Raw genomic sequence first — 19121 nt, 5'->3', positions numbered from 1 at the left:
TCTACGCGCAGGCCTCATCGTCGGCAGCGTCAAATGTGTAGAAGAGACAGGCCCATGGTGCTGCCGTTGCCGCCGGCCGCACCCGCGCCACCGGCGCCGCTGGCCGCCGCCGCACCCACGCCGGCCGTATTGCTCACGCCCGCGCCGGCACCGCCCGCGCCGCTGGTGGCGCTGCCGCCAGCCGCGCCTGCGCCAGCCGTGTTACTGCCGGCGGCACCGGCCGCGCCCGCCCCGCCCGCGCCGCCGGCCGCACCCGCGCCGCCTGCTCCGCCGCTGGATGCGCCCGCCGTGCTGTTGCTGTCACCGGAGGTGGCGCCGCCGCCGGTGCTGTTGCCGGTCGAGGCGCTGGCCGCCTGGCTGGGCGGCGTGCCTGGCGTGGTCTCGCCCGAGGTGCCATGGTTGTTGGTGGCGCTGGCGCCGCCCGAGCTGGCGCCGCCCGCGCCCGGCGTATTGCTGGCCGTGGAGGTGCCGCCGCCGGCGCCGCCACCGGCCGCGCCCGCCCCGCCAAGACCGCCGGCGCCACCGCCACCGCCGGCGCCACCACCGGCGTTGCCCGTGCTGCCGCCCATGCCGCCATTGGCGCCATTGGCCATGCCGGTATTGCCGCCGGCGCCGCCGGTCGAGCCGCCCGCGTTGCCGCCGGCGCCGCCCGTGGCCATGCCGGTGGCACCGCCCATGCCGCCCACGCCGCCGCTGGCGGTGCCGGCGTTGCCGCCAGCGCCGCCGGCCCCGCCGGCCGCGCCCGCGCCACCCGCGCCGCTCGACGCATTGGACGCGACCCCGCCCGCGCCACCGGCGCCACCGCTGGCGCCGCCACCGTAGGCGTCGCCATTGGTGGCGCTGCCGTTGGTGGCCGTGCCGCCGACGCCGCCGGCCGCGCCGTTGCCGCCGCCCGCACCGCCGCCCGCGCCGCCGCTGGCGGTGACCATGCCGCCCGTGCCTGCACCGCCCGTGCCGCCAGCCGCGCCGCCGCCCGTGCTGTTGCCGGCGTTGCTGGCCGTATTGCCGATGTTCTGCACGCTGTTGTTGCTGACCGAGCCATTGAGGTTGCTGGTGGCCGTGGCGTTCGAATTATTGAACGAATTGCTGAACGCGGAGCTGGCGGTGGCCCCGTTGTTGGCCGACACGGCGCCCACCGCGCTGGCGGCCGCGCCGCCGGAACTGTTGTTGTTGCTGTTTTTATTGCTGCTGTCGTTGTTGCGGTTGCTGCTGCTGTCCTGGGTGGCGCTGGCATTGTCGTTGGCGATCGCGCCGGCGCCCGATTGGGCCGTCGATACGGTGGGCGGTGTCGTCTGGGCATACGCGCTGACGCTGAACGCGAGCGCGATGGCTGTACTGATCAGAGTTCTTTTCATGGCTGTTTCCTGGCTTCCTAGGGTTAATCGGTAACTTGCTCACCGGACCGGCATGGCCCCGGCCTGCCAGTCATCGCAAGCTTGATGCCACCAGCCGCCCCCGGGACCGCAACCCGTTGAAAAGCAAGAACAAATTGACGATGAATACGGCCGGCGACGCCTGCGCCGCACCCTATTGCGCCCCGATTAGTCTCATCCATGTGACAGGGGCCGGCGGACGCGACGGCACCGTTCACCGGCCCGGCGCCAAGGTCCGGCAGCGCCGCGCTGGTTCCGGCGTCGGAAAAATTTCCGGGAGCAAGCTGTAACGCACGGGTGACAGGCTAAGGCTGGCCGGCCCGCGACGGCGGCGCGATGCCATGCTTGGCCAGCAGCCGGTACAGCGTCATGCGCGACACCCCCAGTTCGCGCGCGGCGACCGTCATGTTGCAGCCGGCCCGCGACAGGGTGGCGTCGATGGCATCGCGCTCGGCGCGGCTGCGGGCATCGCCCAGCGGCGCGCCGTCCGGCGGCGCGGCGGCGTCGGCCAGTCCCAGGTCGGGGCCGGAGATCAACCGGCCCTCGGCCATCACCATGGCGCGCCGGACCCGGTTGATCAGTTCCCGCACATTGCCGGGCCAGTCATGCTCGCGCAGCAGACGCATGGCCCGCGCGCTGAACCCGCGCAGGCGCGGCGCGCGTTCGGCCGCATACAGATGGAAGAAGTGCTCGGCCAGCGCCGCCACGTCGTCGCGCCGCTCGCGCAGCGGCGGCACGTCCAGCGCCAGCACATTGAGGCGGTAGTACAAGTCCTCGCGGAACGCGCCGCGCTGCACCGCCTGCTGCAACTGCACGTGCGACGCGGCGATCACGCGCACGTCGACCTCCAGGCTGCGGGTCGCCCCCACCCGGCAAATGGTGCCCTCCTGCAGGAAGCGCAGCAGGTTGGCCTGCAATTCCATCGGCAGATCGCCTATCTCGTCGAGGAACAGGGAGCCGCCGGCGGCCGACTCGATCAGGCCCCGCTTGTCGCGCGCGGCGCCGGTGAACGCCCCGCGTTCATAACCGAACAGTTCGGACTGGATCAGGCTGGCCGGCATGGCGCCGCAGTTGACGGGCACGAACGGCCCGGCCGCGCGCGCCGACCGCAGATGCACGGCCTTGGCGACCAGCTCCTTGCCGCTGCCGCTCTCGCCCCAGATCAGCACGGGTGCGCCGGCGCCGGCCACCTTGCCGATCTGCGCCCGCAGCCGGACGATGGCCGCGCTGTGCCCCGTCAGCGCGCCGTCCGGCGCCGCGCCTGCCCCGCCCTCCGGCCCGGGCGAACCCGGCGCGCCCCGGCCCTCGCCGCCCGGCGGGCCGCCGCGCAACGCGGCCATGCCCTGCGCATGGCCGAGCGAGTGGCACAGGCGCGCCGGGTCCAGCGGCCAGGTGTGGAAGTCCCAGCAATGCTCCTGCACCAGCCGGCGCCACGCCGGCATGTCCAGCGCCGGCGGGTGGAACACGGCGATCCACAGCATGTACCAGTGCTCGCGCAGGAAGGCGTCGAGCGCGTCTTCGCCGCACGGCGCGGCGTCGAACAGCAGCAAGCCGACCGGGACCGGGCGCAGGCGCAAGGCGCGGCGCGCTTCGGCCAGGCCGGCCACGGGACAGAGCGTCCAGCCCGGTAAGGCGGCCTCCGCCGCGCCCAGCACGCCCCGGTCGCCCACGGCCACGGATAGTATGGGCGTCGCAGTCATTTGCCCCCCGAACAGGAAGTGGCGCCGCCCACCTTGAGCGGCGTGACTTGTTTTGACCGGGAAAGCGTCCTATTGTTCCCTTGATAAGGCGGTCCCGGCTGCGCTGGCGCGTTGAACCGCTTGCCGCCCCGGCCCTGCCCGGATAGAATGCGGGCGGATTTTTTGACTAGCGATATGCCAGCCTGTCAATAGTGAAATTAAAACAAATTATAAAAACGACGGGGTGACGAGCATGACCGACTATCTTTTGCGGCCCAGTGATCTGCCCACGTGGCGCCAGCGCACCTCGCTGCGCCTGCTGGGCCTGTTCGGCTGGCGCATGTTGTACCGGCCGCTGCCGGGTCCGCGCGGCATCGCCGTGATCTATCCGCACACGTCGAACTGGGACTTCCCCATCGGCCTGCTGGGCAAATGGGCGCTCGACCTGCCGTTCCGCTGGCTGGCCAAGGATTCGCTGTTCAGGACGCCGCTGGGCAAATGGTTCCGCTGGCTGGGCGGCGAGCCGGTGGAACGGGGCACGCCCAGCGGCACCATCAAGTCGCAGGCGGCGCGCATGCACGCGGCCGACTGGTACTGGGTCGGCATCACGCCGGAAGCCACGCGCGGCTACCGCCCCAACTGGAAGAGCGGCTTCTACCACCTGGCGCTGGAGGCGAAAGTGCCGCTGGCCCTGGTCTACATCGATTACCCGAACAAGACGCTGGGTCTGGTGGACCATGTGCACCTGACGGGCGACGAGGCAACCGACATGGCCGCCATCCGCGCCGGCTACGAAGGCCACCTCGGCCTCTATCCAGAAAAGGCGGCGCCGATCGTGCTGTCCGAGCGCCGCCACGAGCCGCGCGGCAAGTAAGCGCCGCGCCGCGGGCTCAGACCAGCGACGACGCTGCCGCCGCCGCCGCCAGCATGACGCCGGCCGCCGCGATCATGGCGCCGGCCAGCTTGAGCAGCAACGCCGGGCTGACGCGGCCCAGCAGCCGGCCCGCCTCCAGCAGCAACGCGCTGGCGACCAGCAGGCCCATGGCGCTGGCCACCTGCGGCAGTTCATGGCCATGCGCGTTGCCGTGCAGGATCGCGAACGCGCCTAGCAGCAGCGCGCCGAGTGCCGTCGGCAAACGGGCCGCCATGAAGATCAACACGCCCATCACCACCACGGTCAGCGCGATGCCCGTCTCCAGTTGCGGGATCTCCAGCCCCGCCACGCCCGTCACCACGCCGATGAACAGCATGGCCAGGAAGGCCAGCGGCAGCGCGCGCGCATGCGGCTGACGCACGCTCCAGATGCCCACGGCCAGCATCGCCAGCACGTGGTCCAGTCCCGTGAACGGGTGGATGAATCCGGCCGCGAAGCCATGCCCGTGGGCGGCGGCGGCCGGATGGGCGAACGCGGGTAGGCACGCCAGCGCCAGCGCGCCGGCCAATAATGGCTTGATATGCTTCATGTGAGCTCCTTTGCGATGGGATGATGTGGTTCCAGCAAACCTTGTTCGCGGATGAAGGCGATCACGGCTTGCACGCCCTCCCCGCTGCGCAGATTGGTGAACAGGAAGGGGCGCGCGCCGCGCATGCGCTTGGCGTCCTGCGCCATGATGTCGAGATTGGCGCCCACATATGGCGCCAGGTCCGTCTTGTTGATGATGAGCAGATCGGAGCGCGTGATGCCGGGACCGCCCTTGCGCGGGATCTTCTCGCCGCCGGCCACGTCGATCACGTAGATGGTCAGGTCCGACAGCTCGGGGCTGAAGGTGGCGGCCAGGTTGTCGCCGCCCGACTCCACCAGGATCAGGTCGAGGTCGGGGAAGTCGGCCTGCATGCGCGCGATCGCTTCCAGGTTGATCGAGGCGTCCTCGCGGATGGCCGTGTGGGGACAGCCGCCCGTCTCCACGCCCATCAGCCGTTCGGCCGGCAGCGCGTCGGCGCGCAGCAGGATCTCCATGTCCTCCTTGGTGTAGATGTCGTTGGTGATGACGGCCATGTCGTACTGGTCGCGCATGCCCTTGCACAGCATCTCGCACAGCGCCGTCTTGCCCGAACCTACGGGGCCGCCTATGCCCACGCGCAGCGGGTCGGAAGTGGTGGTTGTCATGTCGGTTCTCTCTTTCACAAATCAGGATCGGTACAGCCGGCTGTACTGCGCCTCGTGGCGCATCGACAGCAGCGACAGGCCGGGCGCCCAGTTGCCCATGTCGTCGTCGGCCACGGTCTGCGCGTGGCGCGCGGCCGCCTCCAGCTCGGGACGCAGCGACAGCAGCATGCGCTGCCCCGCCACCTGCCCCAGCGGCACGGACTTCACGCACACCAGCACCTGGTTCTCGGCCCAGGCGAACAGCATCGCCTGCAGCGCCGCCGCGTGCGGTATCGCCAGCGCCACCACGGCGCACGCATAGGCAGACGGCAGCGGCACGTCCGGCGCGCATCGCATCAGCGCCAGCAGGTCCGGGTCCGCGATGTCCAGTTGCGCGATCAGCTGGGCCAGCGAATAGCCCATCTGGATGGTCTCGGCGCGGAACTCGGCGCTGTCGCGCGAGGCGAGGAGGCGCTCGGTCCATTCGGCCACGGCCTGCACGTCGCGGCGCGCGTAGGCCTGCATCAAACGCCAGCACACGGGCGCCTCCCACTGCGCCATCACCTCGTGCAGATGGCGCGCGATCCACGCGCGCGCGCTGGCCGCGTCGCGCACCAGGCCGCACTCCAGCGCCGCCTCCAGCCCCTGCGAATAGCTGTACGCGCCGATCGGCAAGGCCGGACTGGCGAACTGCAGCAGATGCAACAGGGCGGACGCGGAGATCATGCCGGGTCGCCCGGACGGTGTATCTTCTGGCGCAGCGGCACCGGCGCCAGCGGATGATGGTCGTGGTGGCCGTGGCCGCCCCCGTAGGCGCCCGACTCCGGCTCGAACGCCGCCATCTGCTCCTCCACCGTCGCGCCCAGGCCGGCCAGCATCTCCTTCAGCACGGCGTCGGCGCGGATGCGCAGGAAGCCGTCGCCCACCTGCGCCTGCGTGTGCCGGTTCCCCAGGTGGAAGGCGCAGCGCAGCAGCGCGTGCGCGTCGGCGCAGGTGACCTTGTAGGTCGGCTCGGCGGCGGCCACCACCCGCACCACGCGCCGGTCCTCGCCCGTCAGCAGGTCGCCGTCGCGCAGCACGGTGCCGCGCACGGTGTACACGGCCACCTCCTCGCCCGTGCTCAGCGTTGCGCGCAGGCGGCACTTCTCGCGCAGCTCGTACGGCAGCACCAGCTGGGCCGCGATGGCGGCGGTGCCGGACGGCGGCAGTTTGGTATGCAATGTCAGCATGGATTCCTCGACGGTTCAGAACAGGAAGTAGCGCTGCGCCATCGGCAGCACGGCCGCCGCCTCGCACACCAGCAGCTCGCCGTCGGCGCGCACTTCATAGGTTTCGGGATCGACCTCCATCACCGGGGTGGCGCCGTTGTGGATCATGTCGGTCTTGCGCAGCGCGCGCATGTTTTTCGCCACGATCAGCGTCTTGTTCAATTTGAGCTGCTCGCCGATGCCGGCGTCGAACGCGGCCTGCGAGACGAAGGTGAACGATTTTTTCAGCCCGCCGCCGAAGGCGCCGAACATCATCCGGTAGTGCACCGGCTGCGGCGTGGGGATGGAGGCGTTCGGGTCGCCCATCTGCGCCGCCGCGATCATGCCGCCCTTGAGGATCAGCGACGGCTTGACGCCGAAGAAGGCCGGCTTCCACAGCACCAGGTCGGCGATCTTGCCCGCTTCCAGCGAGCCGACCGCGTGCGCGATGCCGTGGGTGATGGCCGGATTGATCGTGTATTTGGCCACGTAGCGCTTGACGCGGAAGTTGTCGTTGCGGGCCGTGTCGGGCGCCAGCGGGCCGCGCTGCGTCTTCATCTTGTGCGCCGTCTGCCAGGTGCGCATGATCACCTCGCCCACGCGGCCCATGGCCTGCGAATCGGACGACATCATCGAGATCGCGCCCAGGTCGTGCAGGATGTCCTCGGCGGCGATGGTCTCGCGCCGGATGCGCGACTCGGCGAACGCCACGTCCTCGGCGATGGCCGCGTCCAGGTGGTGGCACACCATCAGCATGTCCAGGTGCTCGTCCAGCGTGTTGACGGTGAACGGGCGGGTGGGATTGGTGGACGACGGCAGCACGTTGCCCTGCCCCACCGCCGCGATGATGTCGGGCGCGTGGCCGCCGCCCGCGCCCTCCGTGTGGAAGGTGTGGATGGTGCGGTCCTTGAACGCGGCCAGCGTGTTTTCCAGGAAGCCGCCCTCGTTCAGGGTGTCGGTGTGGATGGCCACCTGCACGTCCATGCGGTCGGCCACGGACAGGCAGTTGTCGATGGCGGCCGGGGTGCTGCCCCAGTCCTCGTGCAGTTTGAGGCCGATGGCGCCGGCCCGCACCTGCTCCTCCAGCGGCGCCGGCAGGCTCACATTGCCCTTGCCGAGGAAGCCCAGGTTCATGGGGAATGCGTCGGCCGCGCCCAGCATCGCGTGCAGATGCCACGGGCCCGGCGTGCAGGTGGTGGCCGAGGTGCCGGCCGCCGGGCCGGTGCCGCCGCCGATCATGGTCGTCACGCCGCTCATCAACGCCTCCTCGATCTGCTGCGGGCAGATGAAGTGGATGTGGGTGTCGACCCCGCCGGCCGTGACGATCATGCCCTCGCCCGCGATGATCTCGGTGGCGCCGCCGATGGCCATCGTCACGTCGGGCTGGATGTCGGGATTGCCGGCCTTGCCGATGGCGGCGATCATGCCGTCCTTCAGGCCGATGTCGGCCTTCACGATGCCCCAGTGGTCGACGATGACGGCGTTGGTGATGACGGTGTCCATCACGTGCGCGTGCACGCGCTGCGACTGGCCCATGCCGTCGCGGATCACTTTGCCGCCGCCGAACTTCACTTCCTCGCCATAGGTGGCGTAATCGTGCTCGATCTCGATGAACAACTCGGTGTCGGCCAGCCGGATGCGGTCCCCCTTGGTGGGACCGAACATCTCCGCGTAGGCCTGGCGCGAAATGGTCGCCATGTCAGCTCCTGGGTGGAGAGGATTTCAGTTTGCCCTGCACCGCGCCGTTGAAGCCATAGACCTCCTGGTCGCCGGCCAGTCTGACCAGTTCAACGGTGCGCTGCTGGCCCGGTTCAAAACGGACGGCGGTGCCGGCCGCGATATTGAGGCGCATGCCATACGCCTTCCAGCGCTCGAACGCCAGCGCGGAATTGGCCTCGAAAAAATGGAAATGCGAACCGACCTGTATCGGCCGGTCGCCACGATTCTGGACCACCACCGTGGCCGTCTCGCGTCCCGTGTTCAATCCGATTGCGCCCTCTTCGAGCAGATATTCGCCTGGGATCATGAAGGGCTCCTTAAAAATGACAAAAAAAGTGCACGTCGGCGGCCGGGTGGGCCGCCGCGCGCGGAGAGCGGGCCGAGATCGTCGGCCCGCTCACGGGATCGGGTGATGCACGGTCACCAGCTTGCTCCCGTCCGGGAACGTGGCCTCGACCTGGATATCGGGGATCATCTCGGGCACGCCCTCCATCACGTCGGCGCGGGTCAGGATCCTGGCGCCGTCCGACATCAGCTGGGCCACCGTCCTGCCATCGCGCGCGCCTTCCATGATGGCGCAGGTGATGAGGGCGATCGCCTCCGGATAATTGAGCTTCAGGCCGCGCGCGAGGCGGCGCTCGGCCAGCAGGCCGGCCGTGAAGATCAACAGCTTGTCTTTTTCGCGTGGGGTCAGGTCCATGACGGTTCCAGTTCAGGTTTGCCAGATGCGCGGCGTGACGGCCTCGCGCCCGAGCAGATGGGGGCGCACGGCGCGCCACACGGTGAGCATGATGCGGCGGGCCGCCTCGCTGTCGTCGCCTAGATGGCGCGCCACCAGCACGCCCTTGGTTTGCGTGATGCCGAACCAGGCCTCGTCCGCCAGCGCGGCGCGCAAGTCCGCCAGCACGGAAGCGGGCAGCGGCGGGCCGATGGCGATCAGCGTGGCGCAGACGGTGTGGCCATTGAGCGTAAGCGGGCTATCGAGCCGGCCGCCATTGAGCGCGCCCTGCTCCCACCAGATCAATTTGTCGTCGCGGTGGATGCGGGTGCGCTGCGCCACGCGGCCGGTGGCGAAGGTCTCGCCCGACGCGCGCCGGCCCATGCACACGATGTCGCAGCCGATGTAGCGGGCGTCGGCCGCCAGGGTGATGGTCTGTTCCAGCGCCACGTCGGCCTGGTCGAAGAAGATGGCTTCCTGCGGCAGCCATTCGAGCGACGCGCCCTGTTCCACGTCCAGCCGCAGTTGCTGGCGCGAGCGCCTGCCGTTGGCCTTGTACCACTTGGCCGCGCCGGGCGTGCTCAGCAAGGCGTGCGCATGCGCGCCCACGGTGGCGGTGATGGAAAGCTGGTCGCCCCCGACCACGCCGCCCGGTGGATGGATGATGATGGCGTGGCACACGGCGCCGCCTTCCGGGTACAGCGGCTTTTGCACCCGCAGCGGGCCGCAGTGCGTATTGTCGGTCAGGCGGGTGGTGCCGGCATCGTCGGCAAATCCGAGCGCGAGACTGGCCTGCCAGGCGCTGTGGCTGGCGGACAATCCTGTCGGGGCGATGCAATCAGGCATGGTAGGGTAATCAAGTGACGACCCTTACTGATGAGCAATATGCGTGCCAGCGTTTATGTTCAGTTAACCATGCTTTGAGTCAACTTCCCGCACTGGCTTGGTTAGCTTGCACCAATTCCGTGCGGAGAAGGTCGTTCGTGCGGCGATCCGCTATTCGAACGCCTCCCACGATTCCTCCAACCGTGCCGGCCGGATCAGGGTCGGCGCCGGACGCGCACGCGCGGCCAGTTGCACCGGCGCCGGCGTCGCCTGGCCGGCCAGCTTGAACACGCTGACCATCTGCGTCAGATGGGCCGCCTGCTCCCGCAACGCCTCGGCGGCGGCGGCGGCCTCCTCGACCAGCGCGGCATTCTGCTGCGTCACCTGGTCCATCTCACTGATGGCCTGGTGCACCTGGCCTATGCCAAGGCTCTGCTCATGGCTGGCCGCGCCGATCTCGCCCATGATGCCGGCGACGCGCTTGACGCTGTCGACGACGTCGGCCATCGTGCTCCCGGCCCGCTCCACCAGCTTGCCACCGGCATCGACCTGCTGCACCGAATCGTCGATCAGGACCTTGATCTCCTTGGCCGCCGTGGCGGAGCGCTGGGCCAGGTTGCGCACTTCACCCGCCACCACGGCGAAACCGCGTCCCTGCTCGCCCGCGCGCGCCGCCTCCACGGCCGCATTCAACGCCAGGATGTTGGTCTGGAAGGCGATGCCGTCGATCACGCTGATGATGTCGACGATGTTGTTGGACGCGGTGTGGATGGCTGCCATGGTGTCGACCACCTGGCTCACCACCTCGCCGCCCTGCACGGCGACGGCCGAGGCCGAAGCGGCCAGCTCATTGGCCAGCCGCGCGTTGTCGGTGTTCTGGTGCACGGTGGCCGTCAATTCCTCCATCGACGAGGCCGTCTCCTCCAGCGAACTGGCCTGGTGCTCGGTGCGGGCCGACAGATCCTGGTTGCCTTCCGCGATGTCGGCCGTGGCGGCGGCGATCGCCTCGGTGCCGTGGCGCACCTCGCCGACCAGCCGCGTCAGGCTGGCGTTCATGTCGTGCAGCGCCTGCATCAGCTGCCCGGTTTCATCGCGCGAATGGACTTCGATGCGGCTGCTCAGGTCACCGGACGCCACCGTGCGGGCGATCTCGACGGCCCGTCGCAGCGGCCGGGTGATGCTGTTGCTGACCACATAGCTAAAGCCGGTGCCCAGCACCATCGCCAGCCCGGCCAGCGTCAGCATGATGGTCGCGCCGCTGCTGTATTCGTGCGCCACCTCGGCGCCGCTCTTTTCCATCAGCTGGCTGCCCAGCTTGATGAGGTTCTCGACCTGGGCAAAGTACACCTTCTGCTTGCGCAGCAACTCGCCGCGCAAGATCGCGGTCGCTTGTTCCTTGTTGCCGGCCGCGAGCTGTTGAAGAAACGCATCCTGGCTGACACGGTAGTCGCCGCGCGCCTGCACCAGCTGGGCAAAAATTTCCCGCCCCTTGGGCGTGGACAACAGCTTGTCCAGCAGCGCGATATCGGCGCTGACCTCGACGCGGATGGCTTCGATGGAATCGAGGTCATTCTTGATCTGCCGCGGATCGTCGGTCAGCAACAAGTCGCGCAAGGTGATCGCGCTGCCGCTGATACCCTGCAAAATCTTGTTGGCGATGGCGACCTTGGGGTAACGGTCCTTGACGATCAGTTCCGTGCTCTCGTTCAGCGCGCTCAGGCGCGTCACGCCCAGCACCGTCACGCCGGCCAGCAGCAGGATCAGCCCAAAAAAGCCGATGGTCAGGCGGGTGCCCACTTTGAGGTTATTTAGCAACATGTTTTCTACTCGATCAGTTCTTGAAGGCGCCAAAGCGGCGTGAACGGGTGTCGCGGGCGCACGGATGGCGCGCATCACACCGGGTTGGGCGCGACCATGGGGGACGGTCGCGGAGACAACGGAGGTATAGCGTCTGTAGCCTTGTGAACTACTAACATATTAGTGATTACAGCATGTAACTTGCTCTCAGTCAACTGATATACTTGAGCAAAACCCTCAACATTACATGGAGCACCGATGAATAGCCCGATCCCGTTTCCCGATTTGCCTCAGCTCATCGGACGGACCAGGGAAAGCCTGATGCAGTATTTCCGGCCGCTGCTGCACCAGTTCGGCATCTCGGAGCAACAGTGGCGCATCCTGCGCGGACTGGCCGAACACGGCGCGCTGGAACCGCGCGAACTATGCCGGCAATGCGGCATGGTCAGCGCCAGCATGACCGGCGTGCTGGCACGCATGGAAAAGGGCGGACTGGTGGTGCGCCGCCCCGTCGCCGGCGACAAACGCCGCGTCATGGTGCGGCTCGACGCCCAGGGACGCGAGGTCGTGGCGCAGTTGCTGCCGCTGATATTGGGACAGTACGAGCACATCGAGCAGGCATTTGGGGCGGAACGGTTCCAGGCGCTGATTGATGTGTGCGAGGCGTTCGTCGAGCTGGACCCGGCAAAGGTGGCGCGCACCGCGCTGCCGGAAATGCATGGAGGGAATGAAGGCTGACGGGCGCACGCGCGGTTATGCCGCGAGTGCCCGCCCCTTGAGGAAACGCAAAGCTGTGCGCTGCCTGTCCAAATGACAGACCTGACACCGAATTGGAATTGTTACAGCGAATACCGAATTTCAGGTCTGTCTACTTCACCCGCTGCTTTTCCAGCTTGCGCGCCAGCGTGCGCCGGTGCATGCCGAGGCGGCGCGCTGTCTCGGAGATGTTGAAGTCGGTCTCGGCCAGCACGGCGTGGATGCGCTCCCACTCCAGCGTCTTGATCGACGTGGAGCGGGCCGTCACTTCGATCTCCGCGCTGCCGGCCACGTGGCCGAAGGCGGCTTCGATGTCGTCCGTGTTGGACGGCTTGGCCAGGTACTGGCAGGCGCCCAGCTTGATCGCCTCGACCGCCGTGTTGATGCTGGCGAAGCCGGTCAGCACCACGATCAGCATGTCCTCGTCGTGCTGGTGCAGCATCTGCACGCAGGCCAGCCCCGAGGAGTTGCCCTTCAGCTTGAGGTCGACCACGGCGTAGCCGGGGTTGTGCTGCTCCAGCAGCGCGGCCGCCTCCTCCTGGTTGGCGGCCAGCAGCACCGTGTAGTCGCGCCGCTCGAACGAGCGGCTCAGGGTGCGCGCGAACGCGGCGTCGTCTTCGATGATCAGTAACAGTCGTTCATTCGGCATCGGCCGACTCCTCTTCCAACAGCAGCGCGGCCAGCGGCAGCCGCATTTGCACCGACGCGCCGCCTTGCGGCCGGTTGCGCGCTTCGACCGTGCCGCCCAGCGTGCGGGCCACGTTCACGGCCAGGAACAAGCCCAGCCCGCCACCGGGCCGGCCCTTGCTCGAATTGTAGGGCTTGCCGAACTGGGCCAGGATCTCGGGCGCGAAACCGGGGCCGCTGTCGGACACGGACATGACCAGCATGTCGCCTTCGCGCGTGGCGACGAAGCTCAGCCACTCGGGCGACGCTTCGAGCGCGTTGTCGAGCACGTTGCAGATCATCTGCTTGAGGGCCGAGTCGAACACCACCGGCAGATCCTCGCCGATGCGGTTGTAATAGTCGAACGCGGCGACCGGGCGGCTGGCCCGCCAATCGGCCGTCAGCTGGTCGAGGAAGGTGTGGATGGTGGTGCGCACCGACGATTCGCCGCGCGCCTCGCCGGCCGACAGCAGAATCCCGCTGACGATGGATTTGCAGCGCTGGAGCTGGGTCTGCATCTCCGTGATGTCGTCCAGCAGGTCGGGATTCTTGCTGACGGCGGGCATGCGGCGCCAGTCGCCGAGGATCACGGACAAGGTGGCCAGCGGCGTGCCCAGTTCGTGCGCGGCGCCCGAGGCGAGCAGGCCCATGCGCACGATGTGCTCCTCCTCGGCGGCCCGCTGGCGCAGCGCGGCCAGCTTGGCGTCGCCGGCGCGCAGGTTGTTGGTGATGCGGCGGATGAAGAACACCAGCAGCGCCGCGTCCAGCGCGAAGCACAGCAGCAGGCCCTGCACGTACAGGCTGAAGATGCCGCGGCTGTGGTCCAGTTGCAGCGGCAGCGGCTTGGCGAACAGGGCCAGCCCGGCCAGGCACACGCTGGTGGCCAGCACGATGATCCAGGTGGCCCAGCCGCGCAGCAGCACGGCGCTCAGGATCACCTGCAACAGGTAGAGGAAGGCGAACGGGTTGTTGGTGCCGCCGCTCAGGTAGAGCTGGGCCGTGAGGCTGATCACGTCCACCAGCAGCGACAGGAACAGTTCGCTGTTGGTGACCTCCTGCTGTTCGCTCCAGCGCAGGTGGCTGGCGACGTTGAAGCCGACCAGGCAGGCCACCACTTCCAGCATGTAGGGCAGCGGCAGCTGCACGCCGAACACGATGGCGGCGATGACGATCGTCGTCACCTGCCCCGCCACGGCGATCCAGCGCAGCTGGATCAGCAACAGCATGTTTTTATGTCCGGGCGCGCGGGGCCCGCTCATGGCGGCGTTCCAGCGCTCGGTCAAGCCGGTTTCCCGGGCCCGACCATCATGTCTTTTCTCCATCACGGCGTTTCCATTTGTCTCGCGTCAGCAACAGGCAGGCGCCCAATGCCATCAGGGCGAGCGCGAACCAGGTGAGCGCATACACCAGATGGTCGTTGCGGAAGGAAATCACGGTCAGCCCGCCCACGGGGTGCTCGCCATCGGGCGTGGCGCCGCCCGCAGCCGCCTCGGCGTCGACGAAATACGGGGCCACGCGGCGCAGGCGGTGCGCTGCGCCGATGGCGTCCACATCGCGCGAGTACCAGCGGCTGGTGGCGGCGTCATTGTAACGCAGCACGCTGCCGCGCGGCTCGGACAGCCGCAGCAGGCCGGTGACGGCCGCGTCGTCGGGCCCCGCGCCATGGGGCCGGCAGGCGTCGGGCGTGGCGCGCGCGGGCGCGGCGGGCGCGTAGTCGCCGGGACGGGCCGGCACGAAGCCACGGTTGATCAGCAGGATGGTGCCGTCGGGACGGCACAGGGGGGTGAGCAGCCAGAAGCCGCTGCCCCGCTCGGTGGAGGCTTGGACGCGGGTGGAGTAGGCGGCCAGCCAGGTGCCGGCCGCCGAGATACGCAGGTATTCGTCGCCCGTGGCCGACAGGTGCGGCCACAGGGAGGGGCCGGGCGCGGGCACCGGCGCCGCATGCACGCGCTGGTTGACCCGGTCGATGAGGTCCAGTTTCCATTGCAGGCGCCACAACTGCCAGCAGCCCAGCGCCAGGAAACCGGCGCACATCAGCGCGGCGCCGGCCAGCCATGCGAGGCGCATGGCGGGCCGGCCCCGCCGTCCGGCAGTTTCCATCATGGCATGTCGCGCATTTTCTGCACGACCGTGCCCACGTCCTGGGCCATGCCAGGCATCATGTTGTGGTTCAGGTGGTACATGACCCAGATCGAACCGCTCAGCATGACCACCAGCAGCATGGTCGTGAACAGCAGCGCCAGCATGTTCCAGCCGCCCTCCGCCTTCGCGTTCATGTGCAGGAAGTAGACCATGTGGACCACGATCTGCACCGCCGCGATGGCCAGGATGACGAAGGCGGTGGTGCTCGACTTGTCGAACACCTTGTGCATCACCATCCAGAACGGGATCGCCGTCAGGATCACGGACAGGATGAAACCGATCGCGTAGGTCTTCAGGCTGCCGTGGCTGGCGTGGTCGTCGTGACCATGGTGGCCGTGGCCGTCGTGGCCGTGGCCGTGGTGATTGTGGTCGCTCATGGCAGCACTCCCATCAGGTAGACAAAGGTAAACACGCCGATCCAGACCACGTCCAGGAAGTGCCAGAACATCGACAGGCACATCAGGCGGCGGCCGTTCTCGGGCGTCAGGCCGTGCTTGACGACCTGGAACATCAGCGTGACCAGCCAGACGATGCCGAACGTCACGTGCAGGCCGTGGGTGCCGACCAGCGCGAAGAACGAGGTCAGGAAGCCGCTGCGCTGCGGACCGGCGCCTTCGGCGATCAGGTGCGCGAACTCCTGCAGTTCCAGGGTCAGGAAGCAGGCGCCGAGCACGCCGGTGATGGCCAGCCACACCAGGGTGGCGCCCTTCTGCTTGTTGGCCATGGTCAGCATGGCGAAGCCGTAGGTGATCGACGACAGCAGCAGGAACGCCGTGTTCAGCGCCACCACGGGCAGTTCGAAGATCTCGGCGCCCGACGGGCCGCCCGCGTAGTTGCGGCCCAGCACAGCGTAGGCGGCGAACAGGCAGGCGAAGATCAGGCAGTCGCTCATCAGGTAGATCCAGAAACCGAGCAGCGTGCCGTTTTCCGGGTGGTGCTCGAGCACGTGGTAACGCGCGCTCGGGTCGGCGCTCATGGCGCCGGCAGGGATATTAGCGTTCATCTCAGGCAGCACTTTCCAGCAGACGGGTGCGATCGTTCTCAACGCGGGTCACATAGTCCGCCTTGATGTGGTAATCGCGGTTGTAATTGAACGTGTGGGTGATGATGGCGGCCATCATCGCGACGAAGCCCACGCCGGCCAGCAGCCACATGTTCCAGATCAGGGCGAAGCCCACCACGGCGCTCAGGGCGGCGATGATGAAGCCGGCGCCGGTGTTCTTCGGCATGTGGATGTCGACGAAGCCCTTCAGCGGACGCTGGTAGCCGTTCTTCTTCATGTCGGCCCAGGTGTCGTTGTCGTGCACCAGCGGCGTGAACGCGAAGTTGTAGTCCGGCGGTGGCGACGAGGTCGACCACTCCAGCGTGCGGCCGCCCCATGGGTCGCCGGTCACGTCGCGCAGCGCGGCGCGGTTCTTGTAGCTCACGTAGAACTGCATCAGCATCGAACCGATGCCGCCGGCGATCATCACGGCGCCGATGGCGGCCAGGACGAACCAGATGCGCAGCGAAGGATCCTCGAAGTGGCTCATGCGGCGGGTCACGCCCATCAGGCCCAGCACGTACAGCGGCATGAAGGCCAGGTAGAAGCCGATGCTCCACAGCCAGAACGACCACTTGCCCCAGTAGCTGTCGAGCTTGTAGCCGAAGGCTTTCGGGAACCAGTAGTTGATGCCGGCGAACAGGCCGAACACCACGCCGCCGATGATGACGTTGTGGAAGTGGGCGATCAGGAACAGCGAGTTGTGCAGCACGAAGTCGGCCGGCGGCACGGCCAGCAGCACGCCGGTCATGCCACCGATGACGAAGGTGATCATGAACGACACGGTCCACATCATCGGCAGCTCATAACGGATGCGGCCGCGGTACATGGTGAACAGCCAGTTGAAGATCTTGGCGCCGGTCGGGATCGAGATGATCATCGTGGTGATGCCGAAGAACGAGTTGACGCTGGCGCCCGACCCCATGGTGAAGAAGTGGTGCAGCCACACCAGGTAGGACAGCACGGTGATCACGACGGTCGCGTAGACCATCGAGGTGTAGCCGAACAGGCGCTTGCTGCAGAAGGTGGACACCACCTCCGAGAAGATGCCGAACACCGGCAGCACCAGGATGTAGACCTCGGGGTGGCCCCAGATCCAGATCAGGTTCACGTACATCATGGCGTTGCCGCCCAGGTCGTTGGTGAAGAAGTTGGTGCCGAACATGCGGTCCAGCGACAGCATGGCCAGCACGGCCGTCAGCACCGGGAAGGCGGCCACGATCAGCACGTTGGTGCACAGCGCGGTCCAGGTGAACACGGGCATCTTCATCATGGTCATGCCGGGCGCGCGCATCTTGACGATGGTGACGATCAGGTTCACGCCCGACAGCAGCGTGCCGACGCCGGCGATCTGCAGCGACCAGATGTAGTAGTCCACGCCCACGTCGGGGCTGGCCAGGATGCCCGACAGGGGCGGATAGGCGAGCCAGCCGGTGCGGGCGAATTCACCCACGAACAGCGAGACCATGGTCAGGCCGCCGCCGAACACCGCCATCCAGAACGAGAAGTTGTTCAGGAACGGGAAGGCCACGTCGCGCGCGCCGATCTGCAGCGGCACCACGTAGTTCATCAGGCCCGTCACCAAGGGCATGGCGACGAAGAAGATCATGATCACGCCGTGGGCGGTGAAGATCTGGTCGTAGTGGTGCGGCGGCAGGAAGCCGTTGGCGTCGCCGAACGACAGCGCCTGCTGGGCGCGCATCATCAGCGCGTCGGCGAAGCCGCGCAGCAGCATCACGAGGCCGAAGATCATGTACATGATGCCGATCTTCTTGTGGTCGATGCTGGTCACCCAGTCGCGCCACAGGGGGCCCCACAGGCGGAATTTGGTGATCAGGCCGAGGACGGCCACGCCGCCCAGCGCCACCATGATGAAGGTGCCGAGCAGGATGGGCTCATGGAACGGAATCGCATCCCAGCTCAGCCGGCCGAGTAGGAGCTTGGTCAGGTCAGTATGGTCTTGCATTGTCGGTCTTCTGCGAAGTAGGAGGGGTAACGCAAATCTCTGCGCCGTTCAGGGCCACGCGGCCATCCTTTTCAGGGGCGGCGTTCTTTTGCGCGTCGGCGGCCATCTGGGCGGCGATGCAGGTGCTGCCATTGGCCACGCAGCGGTTCACGACGCGGTCGAACAGTTCGGCTTCGACGCCGCCGTAGTGGCGCACCGGCTCGCGCTCGCTGGGCGCGGCCAGCTGCTGGTAGTTGGCGCGGGTCAGTTCGCCACCGGCGGACTTGGCCGACTTGATCCAGTCGCCGAACTCGGCCTGGCTCACGCCGCGGTACTTGAAGCGCATGTGCGAGAAACCGGCGCCGCTGTAGTTGGCCGAGAAGCCTTCCCACTCGCCGGGCTTGTTGATCACGGCGTTGAGCGTGGTCTGCATGCCGGGCATGGCGTAGATCTGGCCGGCCAGCGCGGGGATGTAGAACGCGTTCATCACGGTCGAGGCGGTGATCTGGAAGCGCACCGGCACGTCGACCGGGGTCACCAGCTCATTGACCGTGGCGATGCCCTGCTCCGGATAGATGAACAGCCACTTCCAGTCCAGCGCCACCACCTGCACCACCAGCGGCTTGACGTCGGCGGCCACGGGGCGGTTGGCGTCGATGCGGCTGAGCGGACGGAACGGGTCGAGCAGGTGGGTGCTGATCCAGGTCAGCAGGCCCAGCACGATGATGATCAGCAGGGGCGCGCCCCAGATCACCAGTTCCAGCTTGGTCGAGTGGTCCCAGTCCGGGTCATACTTGGCCTGGGTGTTGCTCTGGCGATAACGCCAAGCGAAGAGGAGGGTCAGTGCGATTACCGGAACGATAATCAGCAGCATCAACAGCGTAGCGACAACGACAAGGTGTCCCTGCTGAGCAGCAATGTCACCGGAAGGATTCAGCACCACCGTATTACAGCCGGCCATGGCCAGCAGGGGGAGCAGCATCAGTCCGCGACGAACGGTCGGAGATATCATGCGGTTTTATGCGTTACACAAAGTGGAGAACATGCTACTGTAACGGTAACGGCTCGCTCTGGCGATTGGACACTTTGCCCCACCCCCACGGGCGTGACCGTCTATCAAAACGAC

At 67.6% G+C, this 19121-nt stretch carries 20 protein-coding genes; 2 read left to right on the top strand and 18 right to left on the bottom strand.

All coding sequences use genetic code 11. From position 1 onward, the window contains the following. Window positions 1-29: 29 nt before the first annotated feature. Together AC1RQG_RS24570 and AC1RQG_RS24565 are read right to left on the bottom strand one after the other, a co-directional pair. Complete coding sequence (locus tag AC1RQG_RS24570) at window positions 30-1355, bottom strand: hypothetical protein (RefSeq protein WP_493135494.1); 1326 nt, start codon at window positions 1353-1355, stop codon at window positions 30-32. Window positions 1356-1678: 323 nt separating this feature from the next. Beyond that, window positions 1679-3073: a sigma-54 dependent transcriptional regulator gene (locus AC1RQG_RS24565; protein WP_493135492.1), complete on the bottom strand. Its 1395-nt coding sequence runs from the start codon at window positions 3071-3073 to the stop codon at window positions 1679-1681. A gap of 232 nt (window positions 3074-3305) precedes the next feature. Here AC1RQG_RS24565 and AC1RQG_RS24560 point away from each other — a divergent pair, with 232 nt between their 5' ends. Then, window positions 3306-3926: a 1-acyl-sn-glycerol-3-phosphate acyltransferase gene (locus tag AC1RQG_RS24560; protein WP_493135490.1), complete on the top strand. Its 621-nt coding sequence runs from the start codon at window positions 3306-3308 to the stop codon at window positions 3924-3926. A gap of 16 nt (window positions 3927-3942) precedes the next feature. Here AC1RQG_RS24560 and AC1RQG_RS24555 read toward each other — a convergent pair whose 3' ends face one another. The 9 genes from AC1RQG_RS24555 to AC1RQG_RS24515 all read right to left on the bottom strand — a co-directional run bounded on the left by AC1RQG_RS24555 (window position 3943) and on the right by AC1RQG_RS24515 (window position 11465). Then, window positions 3943-4515 carry a HupE/UreJ family protein gene (locus AC1RQG_RS24555; RefSeq protein ID WP_493135488.1) on the bottom strand — a complete coding sequence of 191 codons (573 nt, stop codon included), beginning with the start codon at window positions 4513-4515 and terminating at the stop codon, window positions 3943-3945. Next, entirely contained in the window at window positions 4512-5159 is a 648-nt protein-coding gene (gene ureG / locus AC1RQG_RS24550) for an urease accessory protein UreG (RefSeq protein ID WP_493135486.1), read from the bottom strand. The genes AC1RQG_RS24555 and ureG overlap by 4 nt, the downstream gene beginning before the upstream one ends. 21 nt (window positions 5160-5180) lie before the next feature. Beyond that, window positions 5181-5861: an urease accessory protein UreF gene (locus tag AC1RQG_RS24545; protein WP_493135496.1), complete on the bottom strand. Its 681-nt coding sequence runs from the start codon at window positions 5859-5861 to the stop codon at window positions 5181-5183. After that, window positions 5861-6367: an urease accessory protein UreE gene (ureE, locus tag AC1RQG_RS24540; RefSeq protein WP_493135484.1), complete on the bottom strand. Its 507-nt coding sequence runs from the start codon at window positions 6365-6367 to the stop codon at window positions 5861-5863. Before ureE ends, AC1RQG_RS24545 begins: the two co-directional genes overlap by 1 nt. 15 nt (window positions 6368-6382) lie before the next feature. Next, window positions 6383-8083 carry an urease subunit alpha gene (gene ureC, locus AC1RQG_RS24535; RefSeq protein WP_493135482.1) on the bottom strand — a complete coding sequence of 567 codons (1701 nt, stop codon included), beginning with the start codon at window positions 8081-8083 and terminating at the stop codon, window positions 6383-6385. 1 nt (window position 8084) lies between these two features. Further along, complete coding sequence (locus tag AC1RQG_RS24530; protein WP_493135480.1) at window positions 8085-8411, bottom strand: urease subunit beta; 327 nt, start codon at window positions 8409-8411, stop codon at window positions 8085-8087. A 90-nt stretch (window positions 8412-8501) separates the two neighbouring features. Then, window positions 8502-8804 (bottom strand): urease subunit gamma, encoded by a 303-nt coding sequence (locus tag AC1RQG_RS24525; RefSeq protein WP_493135478.1) that lies wholly within the window; start codon window positions 8802-8804, stop codon window positions 8502-8504. 12 nt (window positions 8805-8816) lie between these two features. Further along, on the bottom strand, window positions 8817-9668 hold the full coding sequence (locus tag AC1RQG_RS24520; RefSeq protein WP_493135476.1) for an urease accessory protein UreD: 852 nt from the start codon (window positions 9666-9668) through the stop codon (window positions 8817-8819). A 150-nt stretch (window positions 9669-9818) separates the two neighbouring features. Next, window positions 9819-11465, bottom strand: a complete 1647-nt coding sequence (locus tag AC1RQG_RS24515) for a methyl-accepting chemotaxis protein (protein WP_493135474.1) — start codon at window positions 11463-11465, stop codon at window positions 9819-9821. Between the two features lie 237 nt (window positions 11466-11702). On the opposite strand from AC1RQG_RS24515, the gene hpaR reads away from it, so the two are divergent. Continuing rightward, window positions 11703-12182 (top strand): homoprotocatechuate degradation operon regulator HpaR, encoded by a 480-nt coding sequence (gene hpaR, locus AC1RQG_RS24510; RefSeq protein ID WP_493135472.1) that lies wholly within the window; start codon window positions 11703-11705, stop codon window positions 12180-12182. Window positions 12183-12312: 130 nt separating this feature from the next. Here the strand turns inward: hpaR and AC1RQG_RS24505 are convergent, their stop codons facing one another. From AC1RQG_RS24505 to cyoA, 7 genes are read right to left on the bottom strand one after another with little or no spacing between them, the layout of a single operon-like run. Next, the gene (locus tag AC1RQG_RS24505) at window positions 12313-12849 is read right to left on the bottom strand and encodes a response regulator transcription factor (protein WP_493135470.1); all 537 of its coding nucleotides are present in this window, start codon (window positions 12847-12849) and stop codon (window positions 12313-12315) included. Continuing rightward, the gene (locus AC1RQG_RS24500; RefSeq protein WP_493135468.1) at window positions 12839-14188 is read right to left on the bottom strand and encodes an ATP-binding protein; all 1350 of its coding nucleotides are present in this window, start codon (window positions 14186-14188) and stop codon (window positions 12839-12841) included. Before AC1RQG_RS24500 ends, AC1RQG_RS24505 begins: the two co-directional genes overlap by 11 nt. Beyond that, complete coding sequence (locus AC1RQG_RS24495) at window positions 14172-14969, bottom strand: SURF1 family protein (protein ID WP_493135466.1); 798 nt, start codon at window positions 14967-14969, stop codon at window positions 14172-14174. Before AC1RQG_RS24495 ends, AC1RQG_RS24500 begins: the two co-directional genes overlap by 17 nt. Continuing rightward, window positions 14966-15385, bottom strand: a complete 420-nt coding sequence (gene cyoD / locus AC1RQG_RS24490; RefSeq protein WP_493135464.1) for a cytochrome o ubiquinol oxidase subunit IV — start codon at window positions 15383-15385, stop codon at window positions 14966-14968. The genes AC1RQG_RS24495 and cyoD overlap by 4 nt, the downstream gene beginning before the upstream one ends. Then, the gene (gene cyoC, locus AC1RQG_RS24485; RefSeq protein WP_493135462.1) at window positions 15382-16011 is read right to left on the bottom strand and encodes a cytochrome o ubiquinol oxidase subunit III; all 630 of its coding nucleotides are present in this window, start codon (window positions 16009-16011) and stop codon (window positions 15382-15384) included. The genes cyoD and cyoC overlap by 4 nt, the downstream gene beginning before the upstream one ends. 1 nt (window position 16012) lies before the next feature. Then, window positions 16013-18016: a cytochrome o ubiquinol oxidase subunit I gene (gene cyoB, locus AC1RQG_RS24480; protein WP_493135460.1), complete on the bottom strand. Its 2004-nt coding sequence runs from the start codon at window positions 18014-18016 to the stop codon at window positions 16013-16015. Then, window positions 18000-19007, bottom strand: coding sequence for a ubiquinol oxidase subunit II (gene cyoA / locus AC1RQG_RS24475; protein ID WP_493135458.1), 1008 nt, complete (start codon window positions 19005-19007; stop codon window positions 18000-18002). The genes cyoB and cyoA overlap by 17 nt, the downstream gene beginning before the upstream one ends. Between the last annotated feature and the right edge of the window lie 114 nt (window positions 19008-19121).

The sequence above is a fragment of the Rugamonas sp. GW822-FHT03B10 genome (assembly GCF_058801745.1).
This window is presented reverse-complemented; position numbering and strand designations above follow the sequence as displayed.

What these genes read in the sequence shown, in the direction of transcription:
- AC1RQG_RS24500 (WP_493135468.1), bottom strand. Translation starts at nt 14,188, where the DNA reads ATGGAGAAAAGACATGATGGTCGGGCCCGGGAAACCGGCTTGACCGAG.
- AC1RQG_RS24525 (WP_493135478.1), bottom strand. Translation starts at nt 8,804, where the DNA reads ATGGACCTGACCCCACGCGAAAAAGACAAGCTGTTGATCTTCACGGCC.
- hpaR (WP_493135472.1), top strand. Translation starts at nt 11,703, where the DNA reads ATGAATAGCCCGATCCCGTTTCCCGATTTGCCTCAGCTCATCGGACGG.
- AC1RQG_RS24505 (WP_493135470.1), bottom strand. Translation starts at nt 12,849, where the DNA reads ATGCCGAATGAACGACTGTTACTGATCATCGAAGACGACGCCGCGTTC.
- AC1RQG_RS24565 (WP_493135492.1), bottom strand. Translation starts at nt 3,073, where the DNA reads ATGACTGCGACGCCCATACTATCCGTGGCCGTGGGCGACCGGGGCGTG.
- AC1RQG_RS24560 (WP_493135490.1), top strand. Translation starts at nt 3,306, where the DNA reads ATGACCGACTATCTTTTGCGGCCCAGTGATCTGCCCACGTGGCGCCAG.
- AC1RQG_RS24495 (WP_493135466.1), bottom strand. Translation starts at nt 14,969, where the DNA reads ATGATGGAAACTGCCGGACGGCGGGGCCGGCCCGCCATGCGCCTCGCA.
- ureC (WP_493135482.1), bottom strand. Translation starts at nt 8,083, where the DNA reads ATGGCGACCATTTCGCGCCAGGCCTACGCGGAGATGTTCGGTCCCACC.
- AC1RQG_RS24555 (WP_493135488.1), bottom strand. Translation starts at nt 4,515, where the DNA reads ATGAAGCATATCAAGCCATTATTGGCCGGCGCGCTGGCGCTGGCGTGC.
- cyoC (WP_493135462.1), bottom strand. Translation starts at nt 16,011, where the DNA reads ATGAACGCTAATATCCCTGCCGGCGCCATGAGCGCCGACCCGAGCGCG.
- ureG (WP_493135486.1), bottom strand. Translation starts at nt 5,159, where the DNA reads ATGACAACCACCACTTCCGACCCGCTGCGCGTGGGCATAGGCGGCCCC.
- AC1RQG_RS24530 (WP_493135480.1), bottom strand. Translation starts at nt 8,411, where the DNA reads ATGATCCCAGGCGAATATCTGCTCGAAGAGGGCGCAATCGGATTGAAC.
- AC1RQG_RS24570 (WP_493135494.1), bottom strand. Translation starts at nt 1,355, where the DNA reads ATGAAAAGAACTCTGATCAGTACAGCCATCGCGCTCGCGTTCAGCGTC.
- ureE (WP_493135484.1), bottom strand. Translation starts at nt 6,367, where the DNA reads ATGCTGACATTGCATACCAAACTGCCGCCGTCCGGCACCGCCGCCATC.
- cyoB (WP_493135460.1), bottom strand. Translation starts at nt 18,016, where the DNA reads ATGCAAGACCATACTGACCTGACCAAGCTCCTACTCGGCCGGCTGAGC.
- cyoD (WP_493135464.1), bottom strand. Translation starts at nt 15,385, where the DNA reads ATGAGCGACCACAATCACCACGGCCACGGCCACGACGGCCACGGCCAC.
- AC1RQG_RS24520 (WP_493135476.1), bottom strand. Translation starts at nt 9,668, where the DNA reads ATGCCTGATTGCATCGCCCCGACAGGATTGTCCGCCAGCCACAGCGCC.
- cyoA (WP_493135458.1), bottom strand. Translation starts at nt 19,007, where the DNA reads ATGATATCTCCGACCGTTCGTCGCGGACTGATGCTGCTCCCCCTGCTG.
- AC1RQG_RS24515 (WP_493135474.1), bottom strand. Translation starts at nt 11,465, where the DNA reads ATGTTGCTAAATAACCTCAAAGTGGGCACCCGCCTGACCATCGGCTTT.